The 22,704-nt window shown below is 64.5% G+C and carries 20 protein-coding genes; 13 read left to right on the plus strand and 7 right to left on the minus strand.

The genetic code is table 11. The features are described from left to right. Positions 1–57 precede the first annotated feature (57 nt). Complete coding sequence (locus THIMADRAFT_RS18355) at positions 58–1,020, minus strand: hydrolase (RefSeq protein WP_007194589.1); 963 nt, start codon at positions 1,018–1,020, stop codon at positions 58–60. 261 nt (positions 1,021–1,281) lie between these two features. On the opposite strand from THIMADRAFT_RS18355, the gene THIMADRAFT_RS18360 reads away from it, so the two are divergent. The 7 genes from THIMADRAFT_RS18360 to THIMADRAFT_RS18390 all read left to right on the plus strand — a co-directional run bounded on the left by THIMADRAFT_RS18360 (position 1,282) and on the right by THIMADRAFT_RS18390 (position 10,668). Next, positions 1,282–2,634, plus strand: coding sequence for a TolC family outer membrane protein (locus THIMADRAFT_RS18360; protein WP_007194590.1), 1,353 nt, complete (start codon positions 1,282–1,284; stop codon positions 2,632–2,634). Positions 2,635–2,636: 2 nt separating this feature from the next. Continuing rightward, positions 2,637–3,728 carry a chorismate synthase gene (gene aroC, locus THIMADRAFT_RS18365; RefSeq protein WP_007194591.1) on the plus strand — a complete coding sequence of 364 codons (1,092 nt, stop codon included), beginning with the start codon at positions 2,637–2,639 and terminating at the stop codon, positions 3,726–3,728. Positions 3,729–3,926: 198 nt separating this feature from the next. Next, entirely contained in the window at positions 3,927–5,078 is a 1,152-nt protein-coding gene (locus tag THIMADRAFT_RS18370) for an MFS transporter (RefSeq protein WP_040732269.1), read from the plus strand. 281 nt (positions 5,079–5,359) lie between these two features. Beyond that, the gene (gene glgX, locus THIMADRAFT_RS18375; RefSeq protein WP_007194593.1) at positions 5,360–7,450 is read left to right on the plus strand and encodes a glycogen debranching protein GlgX; all 2,091 of its coding nucleotides are present in this window, start codon (positions 5,360–5,362) and stop codon (positions 7,448–7,450) included. A 181-nt stretch (positions 7,451–7,631) separates the two neighbouring features. Then, complete coding sequence (locus tag THIMADRAFT_RS18380; protein WP_050799621.1) at positions 7,632–8,861, plus strand: polysaccharide deacetylase family protein; 1,230 nt, start codon at positions 7,632–7,634, stop codon at positions 8,859–8,861. 113 nt (positions 8,862–8,974) lie between these two features. Beyond that, positions 8,975–9,913 carry a hypothetical protein gene (locus tag THIMADRAFT_RS18385; RefSeq protein ID WP_007194596.1) on the plus strand — a complete coding sequence of 313 codons (939 nt, stop codon included), beginning with the start codon at positions 8,975–8,977 and terminating at the stop codon, positions 9,911–9,913. Positions 9,914–10,074: 161 nt separating this feature from the next. Further along, positions 10,075–10,668 carry an SOUL family heme-binding protein gene (locus tag THIMADRAFT_RS18390; RefSeq protein ID WP_007194597.1) on the plus strand — a complete coding sequence of 198 codons (594 nt, stop codon included), beginning with the start codon at positions 10,075–10,077 and terminating at the stop codon, positions 10,666–10,668. A 74-nt stretch (positions 10,669–10,742) separates the two neighbouring features. Here the strand turns inward: THIMADRAFT_RS18390 and THIMADRAFT_RS18395 are convergent, their stop codons facing one another. Further along, a complete protein-coding gene (locus THIMADRAFT_RS18395; RefSeq protein ID WP_007194598.1) occupies positions 10,743–10,931 on the minus strand; it encodes a hypothetical protein in 189 nt (62 codons plus the stop codon). Between the two features lie 165 nt (positions 10,932–11,096). Beyond that, positions 11,097–11,420 carry a DUF1840 domain-containing protein gene (locus THIMADRAFT_RS18400; RefSeq protein WP_007194599.1) on the minus strand — a complete coding sequence of 108 codons (324 nt, stop codon included), beginning with the start codon at positions 11,418–11,420 and terminating at the stop codon, positions 11,097–11,099. A gap of 413 nt (positions 11,421–11,833) precedes the next feature. Between THIMADRAFT_RS18400 and THIMADRAFT_RS18405 the strand changes: the two genes are divergently transcribed. From THIMADRAFT_RS18405 to fghA, 5 genes are all read left to right on the plus strand, one after another. Continuing rightward, entirely contained in the window at positions 11,834–13,507 is a 1,674-nt protein-coding gene (locus THIMADRAFT_RS18405) for a glutamine--tRNA ligase/YqeY domain fusion protein (RefSeq protein ID WP_007194600.1), read from the plus strand. Next, entirely contained in the window at positions 13,504–14,085 is a 582-nt protein-coding gene (locus THIMADRAFT_RS18410; protein ID WP_007194601.1) for a DinB family protein, read from the plus strand. The genes THIMADRAFT_RS18405 and THIMADRAFT_RS18410 overlap by 4 nt, the downstream gene beginning before the upstream one ends. Beyond that, positions 14,082–14,759 carry a uracil-DNA glycosylase family protein gene (locus tag THIMADRAFT_RS18415; protein WP_007194602.1) on the plus strand — a complete coding sequence of 226 codons (678 nt, stop codon included), beginning with the start codon at positions 14,082–14,084 and terminating at the stop codon, positions 14,757–14,759. The genes THIMADRAFT_RS18410 and THIMADRAFT_RS18415 overlap by 4 nt, the downstream gene beginning before the upstream one ends. Before the next feature lie 298 nt (positions 14,760–15,057). Next, complete coding sequence (locus tag THIMADRAFT_RS18420) at positions 15,058–16,167, plus strand: S-(hydroxymethyl)glutathione dehydrogenase/class III alcohol dehydrogenase (RefSeq protein WP_007194603.1); 1,110 nt, start codon at positions 15,058–15,060, stop codon at positions 16,165–16,167. A 202-nt stretch (positions 16,168–16,369) separates the two neighbouring features. Next, on the plus strand, positions 16,370–17,215 hold the full coding sequence (fghA, locus tag THIMADRAFT_RS18425; protein ID WP_007194604.1) for an S-formylglutathione hydrolase: 846 nt from the start codon (positions 16,370–16,372) through the stop codon (positions 17,213–17,215). 29 nt (positions 17,216–17,244) lie between these two features. On the opposite strand, the gene THIMADRAFT_RS18430 is transcribed toward fghA, so the two are convergent. After that, entirely contained in the window at positions 17,245–17,940 is a 696-nt protein-coding gene (locus THIMADRAFT_RS18430) for a cupin domain-containing protein (RefSeq protein ID WP_007194605.1), read from the minus strand. A 235-nt stretch (positions 17,941–18,175) separates the two neighbouring features. Here THIMADRAFT_RS18430 and THIMADRAFT_RS18435 point away from each other — a divergent pair, with 235 nt between their 5' ends. Next, complete coding sequence (locus THIMADRAFT_RS18435; protein ID WP_007194606.1) at positions 18,176–18,613, plus strand: rhodanese-like domain-containing protein; 438 nt, start codon at positions 18,176–18,178, stop codon at positions 18,611–18,613. Positions 18,614–18,648: 35 nt separating this feature from the next. Here the strand turns inward: THIMADRAFT_RS18435 and THIMADRAFT_RS18440 are convergent, their stop codons facing one another. The 3 genes from THIMADRAFT_RS18440 to ilvD all read right to left on the minus strand — a co-directional run bounded on the left by THIMADRAFT_RS18440 (position 18,649) and on the right by ilvD (position 22,568). Further along, positions 18,649–19,581, minus strand: a complete 933-nt coding sequence (locus THIMADRAFT_RS18440; protein ID WP_007194607.1) for a DMT family transporter — start codon at positions 19,579–19,581, stop codon at positions 18,649–18,651. 211 nt (positions 19,582–19,792) lie between these two features. Continuing rightward, positions 19,793–20,413, minus strand: a complete 621-nt coding sequence (locus THIMADRAFT_RS18445) for a trimeric intracellular cation channel family protein (RefSeq protein ID WP_007194608.1) — start codon at positions 20,411–20,413, stop codon at positions 19,793–19,795. Between the two features lie 241 nt (positions 20,414–20,654). Further along, positions 20,655–22,568 carry a dihydroxy-acid dehydratase gene (gene ilvD / locus THIMADRAFT_RS18450; RefSeq protein ID WP_007194609.1) on the minus strand — a complete coding sequence of 638 codons (1,914 nt, stop codon included), beginning with the start codon at positions 22,566–22,568 and terminating at the stop codon, positions 20,655–20,657. Between the last annotated feature and the right edge of the window lie 136 nt (positions 22,569–22,704).

Genomic DNA, 22,704 nt, shown 5'->3' on the forward strand with positions numbered 1-22,704 from the left:
ACCCGCCGTCCACGACCGCTCCATCCGGGGTTCGGCCCAATTGAACGAGCCGTACCGTCAGCGCTTAACGAAATCGCTCAGGCCTGCGACGATCCGGTCTTCGAGCCAATACTGCGCACGCCATGGCCAAGGCCCTGCGATGAAGCCGACATGCCCCCCATGATCGGAGAGCTCCAGGGTGATCTCGGGGCCGAGCTCATGCTCCCAGGGGATGGTGGTCGGGAACATAAAGGGATCGTCGATAGCGTGGATGATGAGCGTCGGTGTCCGGATGCTCGGCAAGAACTGCCGGCAGCTCGCGCGGCTGTAGTAATCGAAGACGCCTTCGAACCCGTTCAGCGGCGCGGTGATGCGGTCGTCGAATGCGTTGAAGTCTCGGATGGCGTCCAGATCGACCTGGAGCGGAAAGCGACGCCCGTGGAACTTGCGCCTTAGACTGGCCTTGAGCTTGGTCAGGAGGTGGCGCCGATAGACCCTGGAAAATCCCATATCCAGTCTGAGCATGGCATCGCGCAGCACGAAAGGGACGGAGACCGCGATGGCCGATCCAACGGCCGGCCGATCGGTCTCCCCGAGATATTTCAGCAGCAGGTTTGCGCCGAGCGAGAAGCCGATCGCGGCGGCGGGTACGCCCCGGGGGTCGCCGGCGAGGACGGCCAGTACCTCCGCAAGGTCTTCGGTGGCGCCCGAGTGGTAGGCGCGATCGAGCCGATTCGACTCATCGGAGCAACCGCGCAGGAACATGAAGATCGGCTGGAATCCCTCTCGCTCGAGCCGTGCGACCAGGCTTGCCGCATAATGCGAGTCGAGCCCGCCTTCCAGGCCGTGAATCACCAGGATGCGGGGGCCGGCCCCGCGGCCGATCGCCAAATCGATGAAATCGCCGTCCGCCAGCTCGATGCGTCGGCGCGCGAGATCGGGTCGCGGACGAGGTCGCGACAGGCTCGGCCACAGTGTTTGCAGGTGCGCCCCTGGAAGCCACCAGGCCGGTCGGAAGGTGCTGCGGGTGATCGCGCCCATGGTTCACGCTGTCTCCTGGAGGTTTTGGTTCTGACTCATTCAACCGGCGGCGCGAAGCCGTGGCCGCCGCCCTCCGAGCCCACAGGTCTCTCGGCGGCTGCTCGATGGCAACGTGCGAGGCAGGACGATGCGTTCGCGCGGTTGCATCGGTTTCGGCTGCGGATGCCGAGGTCCTCGGATTGAGAGCCGGCCCCGTTGTCCCCTATACTGGCGGCCTTCAGGGTATCACCTGACCCCGCGAGTCCGGCCAAGGAATCCAACATGCAAACACGCCTTTCGACCCTGATCGCCGCACTACTCTGCGGTCTGGCATCGGCGAGCCAAGCCGAAGATCTCCTCCAGATCTACGACTTGGCGGTTCAGAGCGACCCGACGATTCGCGAGGCCGAGCAAAACCTCTTCGCGACCCGCGAGGTAAAACCTCAAGCGCGAGCGCTCCTGCTGCCGAATCTGAGCGTCGTCGGCACGGCGGACTACCAAAACGTCGATGCCAGCGGAACCACCAGTTTCGGGACCAGCTTCAAGCGGAACGACACCTACGGTACCCAGGGGGTCCAGGCCGTGGTGAGCCAATCGGTGTACAACCGAGCCAACTGGATGACCCTGAGCCAGACCGACAACATCATCGCCCAGGCCGAGGCGCAATACCGCGACGCCCAGATTGCCTTGATGGTCGATACGACCGATGCCTACTTCGAGGTCTTGCGTACGGCCGACGCCGTGACCGTGCAGGCCGCGCTGGTGCGTGCGAACGAGCGCCAGCTCGAGCAGTCTCGGCAGCGCTTCGAGGTCGGATTGGTCGCCATCACGGACGTCAACGACAGCTTGGCCGCGTACGATCAATCGCGCGCCAACCTGATCTCGGCGCAAAACCTCCTCGACAACGCTTGGGAGGCGCTGCGCCGGATCGTCGGCCCGATCCGCGTGCCGCTCGCGCGTCTGGGCGATAAGCTGCCGCTCGCGCCGCCGGACCCCAACGACATCGATGTCTGGGCCGAATCCGCCATGCGCGGAAACTACGGCATCATCGCCGCGAGCGAGGCGGTCGGTGCGGCCAAGAAGTCCATCGAGATCGAGCGTTCGGGTTTCTATCCCTCATTGGATCTCCAGGCGGGCTACGACATCGCGCGATCCGGGGCGGAGTTCAACACCGACTCGGATACGGGCTTCGTCGGATTGACGGTCAACGTGCCCATCTATCAGGGAGGCGCGGTCGCGTCGCGGACGCGACAGGCCGGTTACACCTTCCGCGCGACCCAGGACCAGCTCGACGCGACGCGCCGTCAGGTCGATCAACAGGTGAAGGACGCCTTTCGCGGCGTCATGTCGAGCATCGCCGATGTGCAGGCGCGACAAGCCGCAGTGGTGTCGGCGCGCTCCTCGCTCGAGTCCACCGAGGCCGGCCAAGAGGTCGGTACTCGCACCCAGGTCGACGTGCTGAATGCGCAGCGCTCCCTGTTCCAAGCCGAGTTTGATTACCTGAGCTCGCGCTACGACTACATCCTCAACGGCGTGCGTCTGCACCAGGCGACCAGCACCCTGACGCGCGACATCCTCGCGAGGGGCAATGCTTGGCTCGACCCCGCGGACACCGTCCAGCCTCCGGCCTACTGAAGATGTCCGGGAACAGCTTCGGTCGGGTCTTCGTCTTCACCAGCTTCGGCGAGAGCCACGGTCCGGCCATCGGCGGCGTCGTCGACGGCTGTCCGCCCGGCCTTGCACTCTCGGCTGCGGATCTGCAGCGTGACTTGGATCGACGTAAGCCGGGGCAGTCGCGTCACACCACCCAGCGGCGCGAGTCCGATACCGTGGAGATCCTCTCGGGTGTCTTCGAAGGCGTGACCACGGGAGCACCCATCGGGCTGCTGATCCGCAACGAGGACCAGCGCTCCAAGGACTACTCGGAGATCGCCGCGCGCTATCGGCCGGGACACGCCGACTACACCTACGACCAGAAATACGGTCGACGCGACTATCGCGGCGGGGGACGCTCCTCGGCACGCGAGACCGCCGTGCGCGTCGCCGCCGGTGCGATCGCCAAGAAATACCTGGCCGAACACGCCGGTATCTTGGTGCGCGGCTATCTGTCGCAACTCGGCCCGATCCGCCCCGCAAGCCTCGACTGGGATCAGGTCGAGCAAAACCCCTTCTTCTGTCCCTGTGCCGAGACGGTGCCGCGTCTCGAGGCGTACATGGACGACCTGCGCAAAGAAGGCAACTCCATCGGCGCGGCGATCACGGTCGTGGCGAGCGGCATGCCGACGGGTCTCGGCGAGCCTGTATTCGATCGGCTCGATGCCGACATCGCCCACGCCATGATGAGCATCAACGCGGTGAAGGGTGTCGAGATCGGCGCCGGCTTTGCCTGCGTCGAGCAGAAGGGCACCGAGCACCGCGACGAGATGACCCCCGAGGGGTTTCTCTCCAATCACGCCGGCGGCATCCTCGGCGGGATCTCATCGGGCCAGGACGTGCTGGTGCGCATCGCCTTGAAGCCGACCTCCAGCATTCGGCTGCCGGGTCGCACCATCGACACGGCCGGTCATGCGACGGAGGTGGTCACCAAGGGACGACACGACCCTTGCGTCGGCATTCGGGCCACACCCATCGCCGAGGCCATGCTCGCATTGGTCCTGATGGACCACCTGCTGCGCCATCGCGGCCAGAACGCCGGGGTCGTCCCGCCGACACCGCCTATCCCCGCCTGAGCCGCATCCGTAACAACAGGCGTCGATTCGACACCTGTTCGCCGTGATCTCGGGCCGCGACCTTCACGAGGCGCGGGGCGGGAAAGCCTCGATGAACGAAAGCGCGTCGACTGTGGCCCCAAGGGCCCGCGCGAGGTCGATTCAGGACCCCAAGTAAGCATGTCACGACGGACGCGGTTCAGCGCTTGGCCAGACGCGATGCCCTACTGGCGACTCTCCGGCTATTATTTTTTCTATTTCGCCGCCCTCGGGGCCCTGGTGCCTTTTTGGGGCCCCTATCTGCAATCGAAGGGGTTCGACGCCCTGGCGATCGGCCAGCTCATGGCGATCCTGGTGGGTACCAAGATCGTTGCCCCGATGCTTTGGGGGCATATCGTCGACATCACCGGTCGGCGTATGCCGATCGTGCGTTTCGCTGCGCTGGTCTCGGCGGTGACCTTTGTCGGCGTCTTTCCGGCCGACGGCTTCTGGACCATCGCCGCAGCCATGGTCCTGTTCAGCTTCTTCTGGAATGCATCGCTTCCGCAGATGGAGGCGGTCACCTTCAATCATCTGCGTCATCGGCCTGCGGGATACGCCCTGATTCGGCTGTGGGGCTCGGTCGGGTTCATCTTGGTGGTTGCGATTCTGGGCGTCCAGTTGGAGTCGGCGCCGATGAGCGTGGTGCCGATCTGGGTGCTGATCCTCTTCGTCGGCATTTGGCTCTCGACCCTCACGGTCCCGGACAGTGCGCCCGTTACGGGGGGGCACGCTACCCTGTCGTTGCGGGTGCTCCTGGCGCGTCCGGACGTCAGGGCGTTCCTCGCAGCCTGTTTTCTCATGCAGGCGAGCCACGGGATCTATTACGCCTTTTACTCCATTCATCTCGCCGCGGAGGGGTACTCGACCTCCGCGATCGGTGCCCTTTGGGCACTCGGCGTGGTGGCCGAGGTGCTGGTGTTTCTCGTGATGCGCAACCTGCTCGAGCGTTTCGGTGCGCGTCATGTCCTGATCTGGAGTCTGGGGATCGCGGTCGTGCGGTGGCTTCTCATCGGTGCCTTCGTGGCGATCCCGGCGGTTGCGATCTTTGCCCAACTCATGCATGCAGCCACCTTCGGGACCTTCCATGCCGCCGCGATCCATCTGGTACATCAGTATTTTCGCGGACGTACCCAGGGGCGCGGACAGGCGCTCTACAACAGCCTGAGCTTCGGCGCGGGCGGGGCGCTCGGCAGTCTGATCGGAGGGTTGCTCTGGAGCGCCGAGGGCGCCGGGGTCACGTTCGGGATCGCATCGGGTGCCGCTGCGCTTGGACTGCTCGCGACCTGGCGCTGGGTGGATCGCTCCCCGACGAAGTTAGCCGGCCGTTAGTGGAGCCGTGCAGGGATTTCGAGACCGTCCGAGATCATTTTCGTTGTCGTAGTCGTATCGATAGTCGACAACGGCAACGAACGGTTTCGACAGATCCGCCATGCTGCACTGGTCACGACGCTGGCCGGGCTCTATCCATCCCGAGGTCCAATCAGCGCGCATCCGGGGACTTATCATGGATCCGGGTTCAAGGGTCGCGTGTTATTCTATTTCCTTTCGCGGGTCCGCCGACGCCGCCAACCGCACCGAGCTTGCTCGGTTTGAGCTCACTCATCACAGCCATGCCAGTCGATCAAGGTCCTTATCAGATCCTTCCGGGTCGTCGCTACCCCAACGGGGCCAGCGTCGAAGACGACGGGGTCAACTTCTCCGTATTCAGTCGCCATGCCTGCGGGGCGGAGCTGTTGCTCTATCGGAGCGCGGACAGTGCCGAGCCATTTCAGGTTGTCCGGCTGGATCCGGAGGTCAACCACACATTTTTCTACTGGCACGTCCTGGTCGTGGATCTGCCGCCCGGGACTCACTATACCTGGCGCATGGAAGGTCCGTTCGAGCCCCGCGCCCACGGCTGGTGTTTCGATGCCGGGACCGAGCTGCTCGACCCCTGGGCGCGCGCCGTCAATCTCTCGCATTGGGATCGTTGGAATCGCCTGAACAAGGGGGTGCAGCCCCATGATTCACCCCGCGCCCTGGTCCTCGCCGAGGAGTACGATTGGGAAGGCGACGCTCCGATCCGCCTCCCCACCGAGCAGACCATCATCTACGAGCTGCATGTCGGAGGGTTTACACGCCATGCCAGCTCGGGTGTGCATCATCCCGGGACCTTCATCGGTCTGATCGAGAAGATCCCCTATCTGCGGGACCTCGGCATTACCCATGTCGAGCTGATGCCGGTCATGGCGTTCGACGAGCAGGATGTGCCGCCGGGTGTTTGGGAGGCGGGGCTGCGCAACTTCTGGGGCTACAGCAGCTTCGGCTTCTTCTCGCCCCATCCCGGTTACTGTGTCACACCCGAGCAGGGCACGCATCGGCGCGAGTTCCGCGATATGGTCAAGGCCCTGCACAAGGCCGGCATCGGGGTCATCATGGATGTGGTGTTCAACCACACCAGCGAAGGCGGCAACGGCGGCCCGATCATGAGCTTCAAGGGGCTGGGCAACGAGACCTTCTATTGCCTGGACAGCCTGGACAAGCGCATCTATCTGGATTTCACCGGCTGCGGCAATACGGTCAACGCCAATCACCCGGTCGTCTCTCGTTTCATCATCGACGCCCTCGAGTATTGGGTCCGCGAGATGCACGTCGACGGTTTCCGCTTCGATCTCGCCAGCGCCATGGCGCGCGACTCGGACGGGCGGCCGATGGCCAATCCGCCCGTGCTCTGGGCGATCGAACTCTCCGATACCCTCAACGCCTCCAAGATCATCGCCGAGGCTTGGGATGCCGCAGGGCTGTATCAGGTCGGCAGCTTTCCAGGCTATCGCTGGATGGAATGGAACGGCTGCTTTCGCGACAGCGTGCGGCGTTTCGTTCGCGGCGATCCGGGGCTGGTTCCGGAGATCGCAACCCGGCTTGCCGGAAGCAGCGACCTCTATCAGGCCAACCTGCGTCAGCCCATCAACAGCGTAAACTTCGTCACCTGTCACGACGGTTTTACCCTCTGGGACCTCGTCTCCTACGAGCGCAAATACAATCGCGCCAACCGCGAGGAGAATCGCGACGGGACCGACAACAATCTGAGCTGGAACTGCGGTGTCGAGGGCGAGACCGAGAATCCGGAGATCCTCGCGCTGCGTCGGCGTCAGGCCAAGAATCTCTTGACCTTGATGTTCGTGAGCCAAGGCGTCCCGATGCTGTTGGCCGGCGACGAGGTGCTGCGCACCCAGCAGGGCAACAACAACACCTGGTGCCAGGACAACCCGCTGGGCTGGTTCGACTGGTCGTTGGTCGAGCGTAACGGCGATATGCTGCGGTTCGTGCGCGGATTGATCGCATTGCGCAAGCGTCATGCGAGTCTGCGCCGCCGCCACTTCCTGTCCGGAAAGCCGCGCAACGGCAGCGATTTTCCGGACGTGGTCTGGCATGGGACCACGCCGGGCAATCCGCCTTGGGACGACCCGGAGGCCCGGGTGCTCGCCTTCACCTTGGCGCGCGCCCGCCAAGACGAGGACTCGCTATGCGTGCTCGTCAACATGGACGCCGAGTCGAAGCGCTTCGAGATCCCGACGATCGCGCAATGTCGGTGGTACACCGCGCTCGATACCGGACGGGCGAGCCCGACCGATCTGATCCTTCCCGAGGATCAGATCGCGCTCGAAACAGCCTCAGTCCTGGTCCGTTCGCGCAGTATTCAGATCTTCGAGGGACGCTGAGCGAAAACGTGCCGCTACACGGGTGTAGGATGGGTAGGGCGCAGCGAGACACATCGTCGCGAGGTCGCACAACGCCAACGACAACGCCCGGTCGCCGGCAATCAGAACGAGCTCCGCCGCCGCGAGAACCATTTTCCGGCGCCGACGAACCAGACAGGCATCCCCCTGACTGTGGTGATTCATGACTCGGACCGACATTTATCACGCCCTCGGGTTGCACATGCACCAGCCGCCGGGCAACCTGCGCCTGCTCATCGATGCCAATCCTTGGGAGGCCGAGGAGATCATCCGCTGCTACGAGCGCGTGCCGCGCTATGCCCTGCGGTATCGCGATGTGGCGCGAATTCACGTCGGTTTTTCAGGTGTGTTGCTCGAGCAGCTTCTCGACCCCGCAATCGTCGACCGGTATCGTCACATCGTCGACATCCCGGAGATGCTCGAGCGCTACCGCGAAGCCGACAACATCGAGCTGATCGGCATGGGCTACTACCACCCCATCTTTCCGTTGATCCCGCATGCCGATTGGTCGGAACAGCTGGCCTTGGGGCGAATGCAGATGGAACAGATCTTCGGTCGCGCCCCGCGCGGCTTTTGGCCCCCGGAGATGGCCTTCTCCATGGCGATGATCCCGGCACTGGTTCAGGCCGGCTATGACTACGTGGTCGTCGACGGCGTGCATGTCCGCCCGGAGGACGGCATCAGCGACGTCTTTCGTCCTTATCTGGCCTGCCACGAGGGCGTCTGCATCAGTGTCGTTCCGCGCGATCGCGATGTCTCCAACGCCCAGGAGAGCGGGCTCAATCCGCGTTGGTTTCGCGACGAGGTCGTGTGGCGGACCGTGGGTTCGCCGCGGCCGGACGAGAGGCGGCTGGTCACGACCTGGTCGGACGGCGAGAACGGCGGCTGGTTTCGACAGACCCACGAGCCATCCGGATTCTTCGGTCATTTCTTCGCGCCCTACATGGAGCAGGTGCGCGACGGGACCTGCCCGATCATCCCGGTGCGTCTTGCAGACTATCTCGGACGGGTGACGCCGACGGCGCACGCACAGGTGCAAACCGGTGCTTGGAACGTCGGATCCACCTCCGGGGAGGATCTCTCGCAGTGGGCGGGCAGCGAGCGCCAACGCGAAGCCGTCGCGGAGGTCGCACGGCTCAGTGCCCGCTATTGGCAGATCATGCGTGGATCGTCCGATGCGATCGCTCGGGGCGGCGAGGCCCTGTCGCGTGCCCGCCGTGCGATCCTCGAGGCCGAGACGAGCTGTTTTCTCTTTTGGGGCGATTCTTGGATCCCCCACCTGCACGCGCGGACGCGTGACGCGTCGCTCGCATTGGACGAGGCGGAGATCGCTCTGAAATCAACGTCCTCGGTAGATGCGACCGAGCTTGATCCGGGCGGTTTCGCGGGGTGAAGCGGACTCTGGCGCCACGATTTCCTCTACGCGAACGAGGGACGCATCTCGTTCTCGCGAGCGCAGGAGACGGCGCTCTGTGCGCCTTCTGGCATCTTTCGGGCGACGATCTCATGACCGCCGTGGCCGGTTTCGGGCGCGACGGTGCCGAGCCTTTGCCCGTGCTGCGTCTACGCCGTCTTCACGCCGACGGCGCCGCTCAGGTGAAGGAAATCACCTTGCCGTTGCGCGCTCCGGGTGGTTCCGGAGAGCAGCTCTTCGCGGTCGATGTCGGGCCGGCGCGTTACGACGCCGAGCTGGGTCTGAGCGATGCGGCGGGCGGCTGGCTGATGCTCGCCCGATCCAACGTTCTGGAGCATGGCGCGCGGGTCGATGTCCGCTTGTCGCCAGCCGGGCTCCGGGAGATACCCACCGATAGGTCGATCACGGCGCCGGCGCCGTCTGCGACGCCACGGACCGATCAACCGCAGACGGGATCTGCAGTGCTGCCGTCAAAACAGCCGCGCGAGCAGTTCAACGCGCCGCCTGATGTTCCCGAGCAGCCGGGGATCCGCGCTGTCGACGTCTTGGCACGGCGCCGTGAGGGCCTCGATCAGGGCCCCGATCGCGATCCGGGCCTTGCTCACCGCCGCGAGGCCAAGCCGTCCGCTGAGGGCCCGTTACAACCTGATCGCACCGATCGATCGACGACCACGCCGTCGGATTTCGATTCCGAAGCATCAGCGTCGCGAAACCCGGTGTCGGGATCGCGAAGCGAAGTTGCCGGCCCCGAGCCGGCTCATTCACCCGGCCGGCGCTCCAGCCCGTCTCCCACCGCGCCCATGCGTTACGGCCAGCCGACGCCAGGCAGCACCGAGCTGATGATCGAGGCCGAGCTTCGTATCAACGGCTGTGCCGCACCCGGCTCGCTGATCGATCTCTTCGGACACCCCTACCGTGTGGGACCGGGAGGCCGTTTCCAGCTGGTCATTCGGGTCGATGATCCGGAATTGATCAAGCGGGCTTTCGAGCTCAATCCGCCGAACCTGCCCGATCGCTCTACGGACGCTTAAGCGCGCAGGCGGGAAAGGCACGGCCACTAGTACCCCGTTGAAGTCGATGTCGATAACGGGAACAAGGTGCACTTCTGATGATCGGATCAAGATTCAATACTCTGCGCAGGGCGACGACCCTGGTTTGCGCCCTTATTGCCGTGTTCGGAGGGACGACTGCGATGGCCGTCGAGGAACCGAGTTACACGCTTGTTCGGACCTTTCCGGATTTCGAGCTTCGTCGTTATCCGACCTATGCCGTTGCGGAAACCGAGGTCGCGGGTCCCTTCGACGAGGCCGGGAATCAGGCGTTTCGCATCCTCGCCGGCTACATCTTCGGAGACAATCGCGCGAAGGCCAAGATCGAGATGACGGCGCCGGTCAGCCAACGGCCTGCGATGAGCGAGGGCGAGCGTATCGAGATGACCGCGCCCGTAGTGCAGCGCCCGGCGAGCGGGACGGAAGGCGCGAGCTTCGTTGTCAGCTTCATCATGCCGGATCGGTTTACGCTGGATACCCTGCCCGAGCCGAGCGACCCCCGTGTGCGCCTGCGTGAAGAGCCCGGCAAGCTGATGGCGGTGCGCCGCTATTCCGGCCGTTGGACCGAAAAGAGCTATCGCGAGAACGAGACCCGTCTGCTGCGTGCCGTCGATGACGTCGGTCTGAAGCCTCTCGCCGCCCCTGTCTATGCACGCTACAACTCGCCCTTCTCGCTCTGGTTCATGCGTCGAAACGAGGTCATGGTCGAGGTTGCGGAGACCGCGACGAACCCTTGATCGGGTGCTGCAATTCCGGGTTTAGCCGAGATCGATGCTCGTCGGGTCGCACACGACGAGCATACCGGCCTCTCTCAACGGGTCTCGGCGGATTGCTCGGAGAGAATCCGCGCCGCGCCCGGCGTCTTGGCCTGCTGCTTTTCGCGCGCCTCGGCGTCCTCGCGCCGGATTCGTCGCATCACGGCGAGCTGCCACAGACAAAAGCCCATGGCGCTGCCGAAGAACAATAGGGCCTGAAGCGATTTGAAGGTGGAGTAATCCATCTAGCCTCCGGTCGGCTCGAGAGTGGTTTGACGATGGGATATGTTGCCGCCGCCTTCCTGTTGCGCCTTTCGCTGGCGCACCGCGACTCTCAGGAGATCGTTTCGACCGGACCGTGACTCAACGCTGTCCTTTTCATGGAAATCTACAACCGCCTCGGGCGCGCGTCAGTCCCACATGACATACTCGCCGTCGGCCGCCGCTGCGGTGAGCAGCTCGATCAAAGGCAATGCCCGATGGGCAAGACTCACGTACTGGCCCTCTTTGCCGTCCTGCGGGTTCGGTTGAGTGCCGCCGGGAGCCGGGTCGAGCGGTTCCTGCGCGTGCTCCTCCACCGCGGCCTTCAGTCTTGACAAGGCCGCCGGGATATCTTCCGGCATGAGCGCTCCGGGGACCGCCCCGCTGTGTCCCATCAGCTTGAGGAGCGCGACGGCCACGTCGCCGAACATGGTGATGTTGGCGTACGCTTTGGTTCTGAATGTGACCAGCATAGGGACCTCGACCGGGCTGAGTGTGTCCTGGGTGGACGGCAGGTCAGGTTAGCGCAACTCGCCGCGTCGAGTGGTTTCTTGTCCTGAGCGTGTCGGGTGCGCATCGCGGGTCGCCGGGTGACCCTTTCAATCCCGGCGACAGACGCTAGAATGCGGTGCTCGGGGCCGCTTCGGGGAGCGCACGGCCCACCCGCCAATCTCGGTTAAACCGCGCCCAGAGCGAGAAATGTAGTTTATTGGCTTGCTCCAGCTTTACGCCATGACGGACGTCTCGGTGAGGCACGGTTTAAGATATTGAAAAATATAATTTTGCATACCTTAAACCGCGTCGCCTCCAGCGCTCGTCGAGTCTGCCGGGGTCGATCCCATCCAAACACATCGCATACCGCGCCGGGCGCGGTTTAAGAGCATCAATGAGCGACACCGTCGAGACGCCACGCACCAACTTCATCCGCCAGATCATCGAGGCCGATCTGGCCGCCGGCAAGCATGCGCGAATCGTCACGCGCTTTCCTCCGGAGCCGAACGGTTATCTGCATATCGGGCACGCCAAGTCCATCGTCCTGAACTTCGGGCTTGCACAGACGTTCGGCGGGACCTGCAACCTGCGCTTCGACGACACCAATCCGCACAAGGAGAACGTCGAGTTCGTCGACTCCATCAAGGCCGACGTGCGTTGGCTCGGATTCGACTGGGGCGATCGGGTCTATTTCGCGTCCGATTATTTCGAGCAGCTCTACGCATTCGCCATCGAGCTGATCGAGAAGAGATTGGCTTACGTCTGCGACCTGAACGCCGAGGAGACGCGCAGCTATCGCGGGACCCTGACCGAGCCCGGCCGGGACAGCCCCTATCGCGATCGCACGGTCGAGGAGAATCTGGACCTCTTCAAACGGATGCGCGCCGGCGAGTTCCCGGACGGCGCCCGTACCCTGCGTGCGCGCATCGACATGGCCTCCCCGAACATCAACCTGCGAGACCCGGTGCTCTATCGCATCAAGCACGGGGTCGTCCATCATCAGACCGGCTCCGCCTGGTGCCTCTATCCGACCTACGACTACACCCATCCCATCTCCGACGCACTGGAAGGCATCACGCACTCGCTGTGCACGCTCGAGTTCGAGGACCATCGCCCGCTCTACGACTGGTGCGTGAACAACGTCTCGGTGCCCTGCAAACCGCGCCAGATCGAGTTCAGCCGGCTGAATCTCGAATATACCGTCATGAGCAAGCGGCGCCTCACCGAGTTGGTCGGCGAGCGTCATGTCCACGGCTGGGACGACCCGCGCATGCCGACCGTCGCCGGACTGCGGCGTCGCGGCTACACGCCGGGTGCGATCCGTGACTTCTGCGAGCGGGTGGGGGTGACCAAGTCCGACAATCTTGTGGAAATGGCCCTGCTCGAAAGCACCATCCGCGACGACCTGGATGCGACGGCGCCGCGTCGGATGGCCGTGCTGCGTCCGCTGAAGGTGGTCATCACAAACTATCCGGAGGGCCGAACCGAGTCGATCGAGGCGCGCAATCATCCCAAGGACGAGACACTGGGTCTGCGTGCGGTCCCGTTCGGGCGAGAGCTCTATATCGACCGGACGGACTTCGAGGAGATCCCGCCCAAGGGCTTCAAGCGTCTGATTCCGGGCGGCGAGGTGCGACTGCGCAACGCCTACGTGATCCGCTGCGAGGAGGTTGTGAAGGATGCCGACGGCGAGATCGTCGAGCTTCGGGTCAGTGCCGATCTGGACACCCTCGGCCGCAACCCCGAAGACCGCAAGGTGAAGGGCGTCATCCATTGGGTGTCGGCCGACCATGGGGTGCGGGCCGAGGTCAGGCTCTACGATCGGCTGTTCCGTGTCGCGGTCCCGGGCGCCGGCGGCGCGGATTTTCGGACCGACATCAACCCCGATTCATTGCAGATCCTCAGCGACGCCGTCCTCGAGCCGGCCTTGCAGGGCGCCGAGGCGGGCACGCGTTTTCAGTTCGAGCGCGAGGGCTACTTCGTCGTCGACACCGATTCGACGCCCGAGCGACCGGTCTTCAACCTCACCGTCGGGCTCCGCGATACTTGGGGCAAGAGCCGGTCATGACCGACGCGCGCGACGATCTCGATGCCGCTTCTGCCGGGATTCCCTGGCACGAGCGCCGCGCCGCGGATCTCGGGCTGCGTCTCTACGCCTCCTTCGTCTCCCCGGCGGCGATCCTGCGGGCGTTCCGGCGCGACGCTCTGCAGGCCAGAACACTCGCTCAAGGTCTCTCGGAGGAGCAGGGGCGGGCTCGGGTGAGGATCGTGCGTTTTCCGGGGATCGAGGAAAGCAGCCGCGACTGGTCCGTCTACATGACGCTCGACCATCTCGTCATGGTCAACACCGCGGTGATGGTCCTGATCCACGCGATCTGCACCGATCACAATCATGGCGCCGAGATCGGTCTGGAGGACGTCCGGCCGCACGATGATGCCGGGCCGGACCGGATTGTTGCGTTGGAAGCGGCGGTCGAGCGTTACACGGATGTGATCCAGCGACTGGGCACGCTGCGCTCGCGCGAGCGCCACCCGCATCCTTGGTTCGGTCCGCTCAATGCACGTCAGTGGCACGCCGTTGCCGCGATTCACAATCGAACGCATCGTGCGCAGATCGAAAAGATCCTGCGGCGCATCCAATCATGACGACGGATACGCACACGCGCGGCGCCGGCGCCCTCGTGCACCTGTATCGCGATCTCGTCGACTGTCGGCGCTGTCCGGGTATGCAGGGGCCTCCCGTGCACGGTCAGGCCGTCATCTCGCCGGTCATGATGGTCGGTCAGGCCCCGGGCACGCGTGAGATCCTGCAGGGCATCCCGTTTTGTTGGACCGCGGGAAAGACGCTCTTTCGTTGGTTCGAATCCATCGGGATCGACGAGCCGACCTTCCGCAGCCGTGCCCTCATGAGCGCGGTCTGCCGCTGCTTTCCCGGCAAAGCCCCGAAAGGCGGCGACCGGGTCCCCGATGCCGCGGAGGTGGAGCGATGCAGCGGCTGGTGGCGAACGGAGGTCGAGCTCGCGCAGCCCCGACTGATCATTCCGGTCGGCAAGCTCGCTATCGTTCAGTTCATGGCGTCCAAGCGTCTGAACGATGTCGTCGGAGCCCAATGGTCCTATCGCTCGCCGAGCGGTTTGGAGGCCGACCTCATCCCGCTCCCGCATCCATCGGGAGCCTCGACCTGGTTCAAGATGGAGCCGGGCAAGACGTTGCTCGCGAGAGCGCTGGCGCTGATCGACGCGCACTCGGCCTGGCAAGAGATTCGGGCGTCTTCTCCTATGGAGCAGACATCCCGTGCCGGTCGGATCGGCGCAGCCTGATGCAGGACTCGGTCGTGTCGTCGCGTCGCGATCGGTCTAAACCGCGTTCAGAGCGAGATGCTTATTTGCGAGTGCGCACCACGTTTGGTGCATCCACAACGCTTGGCGATAACGCGTTTTAAAATAACATATTTTTTAGAATCTTAAACCGCGCCGACTCCAGCGGTCGACACGTCTGCCGGGGCCGATCCCATCCAAAAACGTCGCATACCGCGCTGGGCGCGGTTTAATGCGGGAACACTCGATTGCGCGTCGCGCCCGCGGCGCCACCTTCCGCCGATCACCACCGGAGAGAACCATGAAAGCACGCGCCGCCGTCGCCTGGGAGCCCGCGAAGCCTCTGTCCATCGAAGAGATCGATGTCGAGGGTCCGAAGGAGGGCGAGGTGTTGCTCAAGGTCATCGCCTCGGGCGTCTGCCATACGGACGCCTTCACGCTGTCCGGGCAGGATCCGGAGGGTGCCTTCCCTTGCGTGCTCGGACACGAAGGCGGATGCGAGGTGGTGGAGTGCGGGCCGGGCGTGAAGGGTCTGAAGCCGGGCGATCACGTCATCCCGCTCTACATCCCGGAGTGCGGCGACTGTGAATACTGTCACTCGACCAAGTCCAACCTCTGCCAATCCATCGCCTCGACGGTGTGGACCGGCTACATGCCGGACGGGACACGTCGCTTCTCGCACAAGGGCAAGCCGATCTTCCATTACATGGGCTGCTCGACCTTCTCCGAATATACGGTCGTGCCCGAGATCGCCTTGGCGAAGATCAACCCCGCCGCACCGCTCGATAAGGTCTGCCTGCTCGGCTGCGGAATCACGACCGGCATCGGTGCGGTTTTGAACACGGCCAAGGTGGAGGCCGGATCGACGGTCGCGGTCTTCGGACTCGGCGGGATCGGCCTCTCCGTCATCCAGGGCGCCGTGATGGCGAAGGCGGCCCGCATCATCGGCATCGACCTGAATCCGGCCAAATTCGAGATGGCGCGTCAGCTCGGCGCCACCGACTGTATCAACCCGAGGGATCTCACCGGCAGCGTCACCGAGGCCATCGTCGAGATGACCCGGGGCGGCGTGGACTACTCCTTCGAGTGCATCGGCAACGTGGACGTGATGCGACAGGCGCTCGAGTGCTGCCGCATGGGATGGGGCGTGTCCACCATCATCGGCGTGGCGGGTGGCGGTCAGGAGATCCGGACACGGCCGTTTCAGCTCGTGACCGGCCGCACCTGGAAGGGCAGCGCCTTCGGCGGCGTCAAGGGTCGCAGCCAACTGCCCGGCTATGTCGAGCAATATCTCGCCGGAGAGATCGAGGTGGACCGGATGGTGACCCACACGATGCCGCTGGAGGACATCAACCGCGCATTCGATCTCATGCACAGCGGCGAGAGCATTCGCTCCGTGATCCTGTTCTAAACCGCGTCCAGAGCGACATGCGTCAGTTTTCATTCTGCGTTTGGCTTCGGAGATGTCCTCGACGCCGGTGAGACGCGGTTTAGAATTTAATATTTTTTAAGACTTTAAACCGCGCCAGCTCCGACAGTCGTCGGGGCTGGCGCGGCCAAGTCATTCCAACACATCACGCACACCGCACCGGGCGCGGTTTAAGGAGGTCACGATGGAGCGCATCGAACGCATTCGCGAATTCGACGGCTGGTTGGAGCGCTATACCCATGACTCCGCCGTCTGCAACTGCCGCATGACCTTCTCGGTCTACCTGCCCCCGCAGGCCGAGGCCGCTGCGGTGCCGACGGTTTATTTCCTCTCCGGGCTGACCTGCACCGACGACAACGTCCGGGTCAAGGCCGGTGCCCAGCGCTATGCCGCCGAGCTGGGTCTGGCGCTTGTGATGCCGGACACCAGTCCGCGCGGCGAGCAGGTGGCCGACGCACCGGACCGATACGATCTGGGACAGGGCGCCGGTTTCTACGTCAACGCCGCGCGTGAGCCTTGGGCCGCGCACTATCGGATGTTCGACTACGTGAATCTGGAGCTGCCGGCCTTGGTGGAGCGCGAGCTGCCGGTCATCCCGGGGCGGCGCTCCATCACCGGCCATTCGATGGGCGGGCATGGCGCCCTGATCAGTGCGCTGAAGAACCCCGGCCTCTACCGATCGGTGTCCGCCTTCGCGCCCATCTGCAACCCGGTCGAATCCGGCTGGGGTCGCGGTTGCTTCGCCGCCTATCTGGGCGACGATCCGGCGAGCTGGAAGGACTGGGACGCCACCGAGTTGATCCGCGCCGGTGCCGAGCCCATGCCCTTATTCATCGATCAGGGCACCGACGACGAGTTCCTGCTCGAAGGCCATCTCAGACCCGAGGCCTTGTCGCAAGCCTGCAAGGAACGCGGCATCCCGTTGATCCTGAGGATGCAGCCCGACTACGATCACAGCTATCACTTCATCGCGACCTTTATCGGGGAGCATTTGGCCTATCATGCTCGCGCCCTGACGGCCCGGAGCTGAGCGTGCGCGTGCGACCGATCAGCCGCGCGTCATAGCCCGCCGACGCGCACGTAAATCAGACATCCCGCATCGGAAAAGGGGGTATGTTGGCTCATGTGCGGACTGCGGATCCAGGTCCCTTTCGGATAGCGGCCGTGCTCGTCGGCGAATTCGCCCTCGAGCACCAGGATCTCCTCGCCGCCCCAATGCGTGTGGCGCTGGAAGTGCGTCCCGGGTGCCCACCGCACCAGCGCGACGCTCTGCGGATAGCCGTCCTGCGAATACAGGGGGCGTACCTCGAGCCCGTCCACGAGTCCGGGTCGCCAACTGTCCCTCGCGATCGTGTCCTCGACCAGCCGCGGCCGATCCAGTCCCGGATACTGGCGCAGCCTCACGAACAGGGTGCAGCCGGTCTGCGAACGCGGTGAATGTCGACTGCCGTGGGGGTTCATCAGGAAGGTCCCGGCCGGGTAGTCGCCGTGCTCGTCGGAGAAGATCCCGTCCAGCACCAGGATCTCCTCGCCCTCCGGATGGGCGTGCTCCGGAAAGGCCCCGCCGGGAGCATAGCGCACCAGGCTGGTTACGGGGCCCGACTCGCCCCCCTCTCGGTACAGCGGCTTACGCGAGACGGTGCCGCTCGGGCTGGACTCCCAGGGCATCGAGCTCGTCTCGACCACCACGCGCTGAGACGTGTCGGCGTTGACGTCGGCCAGGGCCGGGGGGCGCGTGGTCTTTAGGGTGTGCATGCTGACTTCCATCATCAAAGCGCGGATCGGTCGGAGGGTATCGGCGTCGCCGACGAGTAGATTGCGGCGGTCGACGCCCTCCTCAACGGACCCGCGAGGCCAAGAACCTCATCCGTTTCGATCGCATGACCTCTGTCTTCGCGAGGCCGTGCACGATTGCGACTTGGATTGACGGCACGGGACCCGATCTCCGAGGCCATCCAACGTGAGCAGTTTTGATAAGGAGCCTCTAACCATGTCCGTTCTACGATCCGTCCGCCACAATACAGTCGTCGTACTCGCGGCGCTCTCTCTGATCGGCTGCGTGGCGCAAGCCGATGCGACCCTCACCGCGACCGAGGCGATGGAGAAGGCTCGCGCCGGCGAGATCACATTCATCGACATCCGCACCCCGCCCGAATGGCGACAGACCGGGGTTGCGGAAGGTGCGCTCACGATCGACATGACCGCGCCGACCTTCGTGCAGGACGTTCTGAAGGCCGTCGATGGTGATCGGAACGCCCCCATCGTGCTCATTTGCCGCACCGGAAACCGGACCGGCTACACTCGAGACGCGCTCGAAAAGCTCGGGTTTACCAACGTCTCGCATGTCGCGGAGGGCATGGCGGGCAGCAAGGCCGGTCCCGGCTGGGTGCGCCGAGGGTTGCCGGTGGAAAGCTGCAAGACCTGCTGAGGAACCGGGCCGGTGGAGAGCTTTCGGGGCGGGCGCTAACGGACGTGCCGATCCGCCCGTCCGTCCGATTTCCGCAATCGGATGCCGTTGGCTAGAGCGATGCCCGCGCCGACCATCAGTCCGCCGATCAGATGGTAGGCATGTAGCCGCTCACCGAGCAGCAGGACGGCGAGTCCGGCGCCGAAAACCGGGATCAGGTGCATGTACTGCCCGGTGCGATTCGGCCCCAACTCCGTCACGGCACGGTTCCAGAACACGTAGGCAAGCACTGACGGAAACACGGCCACGTAGCCGATCGCGGCGAGGTTGGTTGCGTTCGGCTCGAACCGATGCCCCGAGGCGAGATCCCAGATATAGAGTCCCGACAAGGGGATGAGGCCGATGGCGATGATCGCGGCAAGGAAGGTTTTGGGTTCCAGCTCGGCCGGACGCCAGCGCAGGAAGACCGAATAGAGCGCCCAGTCCAGGCTTGCGGCGAGGATCCACAGGTCGCCTTGGTTGAGCTGCAGTTCACCGAATAGCCTGAACCGACCTTCGATCGCGATGACGACCACCCCGGCAAGCGAAAGCAGGACTCCGATGACCTGTGTGATCCGCAGCGGGGCGCGGAAGAGCACGACGGACAACCCGATGATCACCACCGGCGTCACCGAGGTGAGCAGCACGCCGTTCGTTGCCGTGGTGTGCTGAAGGCCCAAGTAGGCAAAGGTGTTGTAGCCCGTGACCCCCAACAGGGCGAACAGCGTCAGCACGGCCCAATGGCGGCGCAGCAGAGCACGCTGTCGCCAAAGACCGGAGTACGCGAACGGCAGCAGAACGAGCAGCGCGATTGCCCAGCGCCAAAAGGACAGGGCGATCGGAGGGATGTCAGCGCGCAGGGCTCTGGCCAACACGAAATTGCCGGCCCAAAACAGCGGCGGAAGCGCGGCCAAAAACCCGATCGGGATGAGCCGGCCGAGCGCGGTCATCGGCCTGTGATCTGTTCGGGATCCCGGGATGCTGTCGACGGTCCGGCGATCAAACCAGGATACGGAGTCGTGCGGCCGTAGGCCCGTTCGAGAACCGCCTGGCACACGCGATGGTTCATGCGTGAGCCGGGCTGATGACGGCCGACCTGCCCAAGCTCGACGCCGAGGCCGAACCAACAGGTGCACCCGGCCCGGTTGTGGGCATCCCGCTTCAATCCTCCATGTTCCGAGGCCAGGGCGGGATTCGCCAATCCATGCTCAGTGCCAAGAGGCGCAGTCCGGTCGTGGTGCCGGCGCCGGCTATCACCGCCAGCCAAGGCTCTGCGCCGACGGCGTCGAAACCGATGAAGATCCAGCAGCCGACGAAGGCGCAGAGTGCATAGGGGCGATGATCCTGGAACACGACGGGGATCTCGTTGCAGAGCACGTCGCGCAACACCCCGCCGAAGACGCCCGTCACGACACCCATCATGACGACGACGATGAGCGGCATCTCCGCAGCCATCGCCAGCGCAGCCCCCGAGACCGCAAACAGCCCCAGCCCAAGGGCATCCGTGAGGTTCATGACCCGATCCGCCCAGCGATGCCGCATCAAGCCGAGCAAGGGCGAGCCGATCACGGTCAGCCCCAAGACCAGCCACACATACTCCTGATGCTGTACCCAGAAGAGCGGGCGGCGCTCGAGGAGGACGTCACGCAGCGTTCCGCCGCCGAACGCGGTGACGAAGGCGACCGTGAAGACCCCGACGATATCCATCCGCCGCCGCGCGGCCTCGATGAGGCCTGATATGGCGAAGGCGATGATGGCGCCGATTTCGATGATGGTCAGCATAAGCCTTTAATTCCGCCGGGCGACTCGCACTGCCCGCCAGGGTCTGGACGCAATTCCCGCCGGATCCTTCCCTGAGGTTCGCCGACCCCTGAATCCAGTCCGGGATGCGTCCGGAGAAGCAGAGCTGACCACAAAGAAAGACCTTCTGATCGTGCTTGCGCCTGTTCGGTCGGACATCAGCCTCATCAAGTCGATGATCCGATCCAAACAGATCCGCATACCGTGCCGGGCGCGGTTTAGGTCATCCGAGCCGCGACAAATCCCGCACGGCGCCGTGGGCGGCGCTGGTCGTCAACAGAGCGTATGCCTTGAGCGCGGTCGAGACCTGGCGCTGCCGGTCGAGCGGCGCCCAGGCCGCTGAACCGCGCGCCTCCATCGCGGCCCGGCGGGCGGCGAGGGTTTGGTCGTCCACATCCAGATGGATGCGCCGGCTCGCGATCTCGATTTCGATTCTGTCGCCGTCCTCCACGAGCGCGATCAAGCCGCCCTCTGCGGCCTCGGGCGAGACGTGGCCGATCGACAGTCCCGAGGTCCCGCCGGAGAATCGCCCGTCCGTGATGAGCGCGCAATGTTTCCCGAGCCCTTTGGATTTGAGATAGCTGGTCGGATAGAGCATCTCCTGCATTCCGGGTCCACCCTTGGGCCCTTCGTAGCGGATGACGACCACGTCGCCCGCCTTGACCTGATCGGTGAGGATGGCGGTCACGGCGTCTTCCTGACTCTCGAAGACGCGGGCCGGACCTACGAAGGCACGGAGCACCGAGGTCGGCACGCTGGTGGTATAGCGCAGCTCGTCCTTCTCGATCGCGTCTGTCTCGAACATGCTGGGGTCGACGCCGGCGGTCTTCACGATGCAACCGTCCTCGGCAAGATTGCCGAAGAGGACCGCCAGGCCGCCGTCGCGGCTGTAGGCGTGCTCGAGATCACGGATACAGCCCTCGGCGCGATCCAGGTCCAGATCCGGCCAGAGCTGGGCCTGGCTGAAGGCCACCTGGGTCGGGATGCCGCCCGGCGCAGCCAGATAGCGCCGACGCGCCTCTTCATCCTCCGTGTAGCGCACGTCCCAGCGCGCGAGCGCCTCGCCGAGCGACGCGCTGTGCACGGTCGGCAGATCGCGATGGATGAGCCCCGCGCGGTCCAGCTCGGCCAGGATGCCGATCACGCCGCCGGCCCGATGGACGTCTTCCATATGATATTTCTGGGTCGAGGGCGCGACCTTACAGAGGTTGGGCACGCGGCGGCTCAGCCGATCGATGTCCTCCATACTGAAGGGCACGCCGCCCTCGTAGGCCGCCGCGAGCAGATGCAGCACCGTGTTGGTGGATCCGCCCATGGCGATGTCCAAGCTCATGGCGTTCTCGAACGCCTCGAAGGTCGCGATCGAGCGGGGCAGCGCGCTGGCGTCGTCCTGCTCGTACCAGCGGCGTGCGAGCGAGACGATCAGCCGTCCGGCCTCCAGGAAGAGATCCTTGCGCGCGGCATGGGTGGCGAGCAGCGATCCGTTGCCGGGCAGGCTGAGCCCGAGCGCCTCGGTCAGGCAGTTCATGGAGTTGGCGGTGAACATGCCGGAGCAGGATCCGCAGGTCGGGCAGGCGGAGCGCTCGAGCTCGGCGACCGATGCGTCGCTCTGGGTCTCGTCACCCGCGGCGACCATGGCGTCGACCAGGTCCAGATGCAGCTCTTCGCCTTTGCGAATCACCTTGCCGGCCTCCATCGGCCCGCCCGAGACGAAGACCGCCGGGATATTCAGGCGCAGCGCGGCCATGAGCATGCCGGGCGTGATCTTGTCGCAGTTTGAGATGCAGACCAGGGCATCCGCGCAGTGGGCATTGGCCATGTACTCGACCGAGTCTGCGATCACTTCGCGCGAGGGCAGGGAATAGAGCATGCCGCCGTGCCCCATCGCGATGCCGTCGTCGACCGCGATGGTGTTGAACTCCTTCGCCACGCCGCCGGCGGCCTCGATCTCGCGCGCGACGAGCTGGCCCATATCCTTGAGATGCACGTGGCCGGGAACGAACTGGGTGAAGGAATTGACGACCGCGATGATCGGTTTGTCGAAATCTCCATCCGTCATGCCGGTGGCGCGCCAGAGTGCGCGAGCGCCGGCCATATTGCGGCCATGTGTGGTGGTGCGGGAGCGGTACTGGGGCATGGGAGGCTACCTGGCGGGGGATCGGATCCCGCTAAGTATACCCGGCTGAAACGCGCCCGGTAGGGCATGGCGGGTTCGGAATTTAGGTTTGCCGGCGTGCGACAAACAACCTCGGCAGGGCGCGTTTCAGGGTGTT

It is taken from the genome of Thiocapsa marina 5811, assembly GCF_000223985.1.
GTDB classification, from domain to species: Bacteria; Pseudomonadota; Gammaproteobacteria; order Chromatiales; family Chromatiaceae; genus Thiocapsa; species Thiocapsa marina.

What these genes read in the sequence shown, in the direction of transcription:
- THIMADRAFT_RS18355 (WP_007194589.1), bottom strand. Translation starts at nt 1,020, where the DNA reads ATGGGCGCGATCACCCGCAGCACCTTCCGACCGGCCTGGTGGCTTCCA.
- THIMADRAFT_RS18360 (WP_007194590.1), top strand. Translation starts at nt 1,282, where the DNA reads ATGCAAACACGCCTTTCGACCCTGATCGCCGCACTACTCTGCGGTCTG.
- aroC (WP_007194591.1), top strand. Translation starts at nt 2,637, where the DNA reads ATGTCCGGGAACAGCTTCGGTCGGGTCTTCGTCTTCACCAGCTTCGGC.
- THIMADRAFT_RS18370 (WP_040732269.1), top strand. Translation starts at nt 3,927, where the DNA reads ATGCCCTACTGGCGACTCTCCGGCTATTATTTTTTCTATTTCGCCGCC.
- glgX (WP_007194593.1), top strand. Translation starts at nt 5,360, where the DNA reads ATGCCAGTCGATCAAGGTCCTTATCAGATCCTTCCGGGTCGTCGCTAC.
- THIMADRAFT_RS18380 (WP_050799621.1), top strand. Translation starts at nt 7,632, where the DNA reads ATGACTCGGACCGACATTTATCACGCCCTCGGGTTGCACATGCACCAG.
- THIMADRAFT_RS18385 (WP_007194596.1), top strand. Translation starts at nt 8,975, where the DNA reads ATGACCGCCGTGGCCGGTTTCGGGCGCGACGGTGCCGAGCCTTTGCCC.
- THIMADRAFT_RS18390 (WP_007194597.1), top strand. Translation starts at nt 10,075, where the DNA reads ATGGCCGTCGAGGAACCGAGTTACACGCTTGTTCGGACCTTTCCGGAT.
- THIMADRAFT_RS18395 (WP_007194598.1), bottom strand. Translation starts at nt 10,931, where the DNA reads ATGGATTACTCCACCTTCAAATCGCTTCAGGCCCTATTGTTCTTCGGC.
- THIMADRAFT_RS18400 (WP_007194599.1), bottom strand. Translation starts at nt 11,420, where the DNA reads ATGCTGGTCACATTCAGAACCAAAGCGTACGCCAACATCACCATGTTC.
- THIMADRAFT_RS18405 (WP_007194600.1), top strand. Translation starts at nt 11,834, where the DNA reads ATGAGCGACACCGTCGAGACGCCACGCACCAACTTCATCCGCCAGATC.
- THIMADRAFT_RS18410 (WP_007194601.1), top strand. Translation starts at nt 13,504, where the DNA reads ATGACCGACGCGCGCGACGATCTCGATGCCGCTTCTGCCGGGATTCCC.
- THIMADRAFT_RS18415 (WP_007194602.1), top strand. Translation starts at nt 14,082, where the DNA reads ATGACGACGGATACGCACACGCGCGGCGCCGGCGCCCTCGTGCACCTG.
- THIMADRAFT_RS18420 (WP_007194603.1), top strand. Translation starts at nt 15,058, where the DNA reads ATGAAAGCACGCGCCGCCGTCGCCTGGGAGCCCGCGAAGCCTCTGTCC.
- fghA (WP_007194604.1), top strand. Translation starts at nt 16,370, where the DNA reads ATGGAGCGCATCGAACGCATTCGCGAATTCGACGGCTGGTTGGAGCGC.
- THIMADRAFT_RS18430 (WP_007194605.1), bottom strand. Translation starts at nt 17,940, where the DNA reads ATGCACACCCTAAAGACCACGCGCCCCCCGGCCCTGGCCGACGTCAAC.
- THIMADRAFT_RS18435 (WP_007194606.1), top strand. Translation starts at nt 18,176, where the DNA reads ATGTCCGTTCTACGATCCGTCCGCCACAATACAGTCGTCGTACTCGCG.
- THIMADRAFT_RS18440 (WP_007194607.1), bottom strand. Translation starts at nt 19,581, where the DNA reads ATGACCGCGCTCGGCCGGCTCATCCCGATCGGGTTTTTGGCCGCGCTT.
- THIMADRAFT_RS18445 (WP_007194608.1), bottom strand. Translation starts at nt 20,413, where the DNA reads ATGCTGACCATCATCGAAATCGGCGCCATCATCGCCTTCGCCATATCA.
- ilvD (WP_007194609.1), bottom strand. Translation starts at nt 22,568, where the DNA reads ATGCCCCAGTACCGCTCCCGCACCACCACACATGGCCGCAATATGGCC.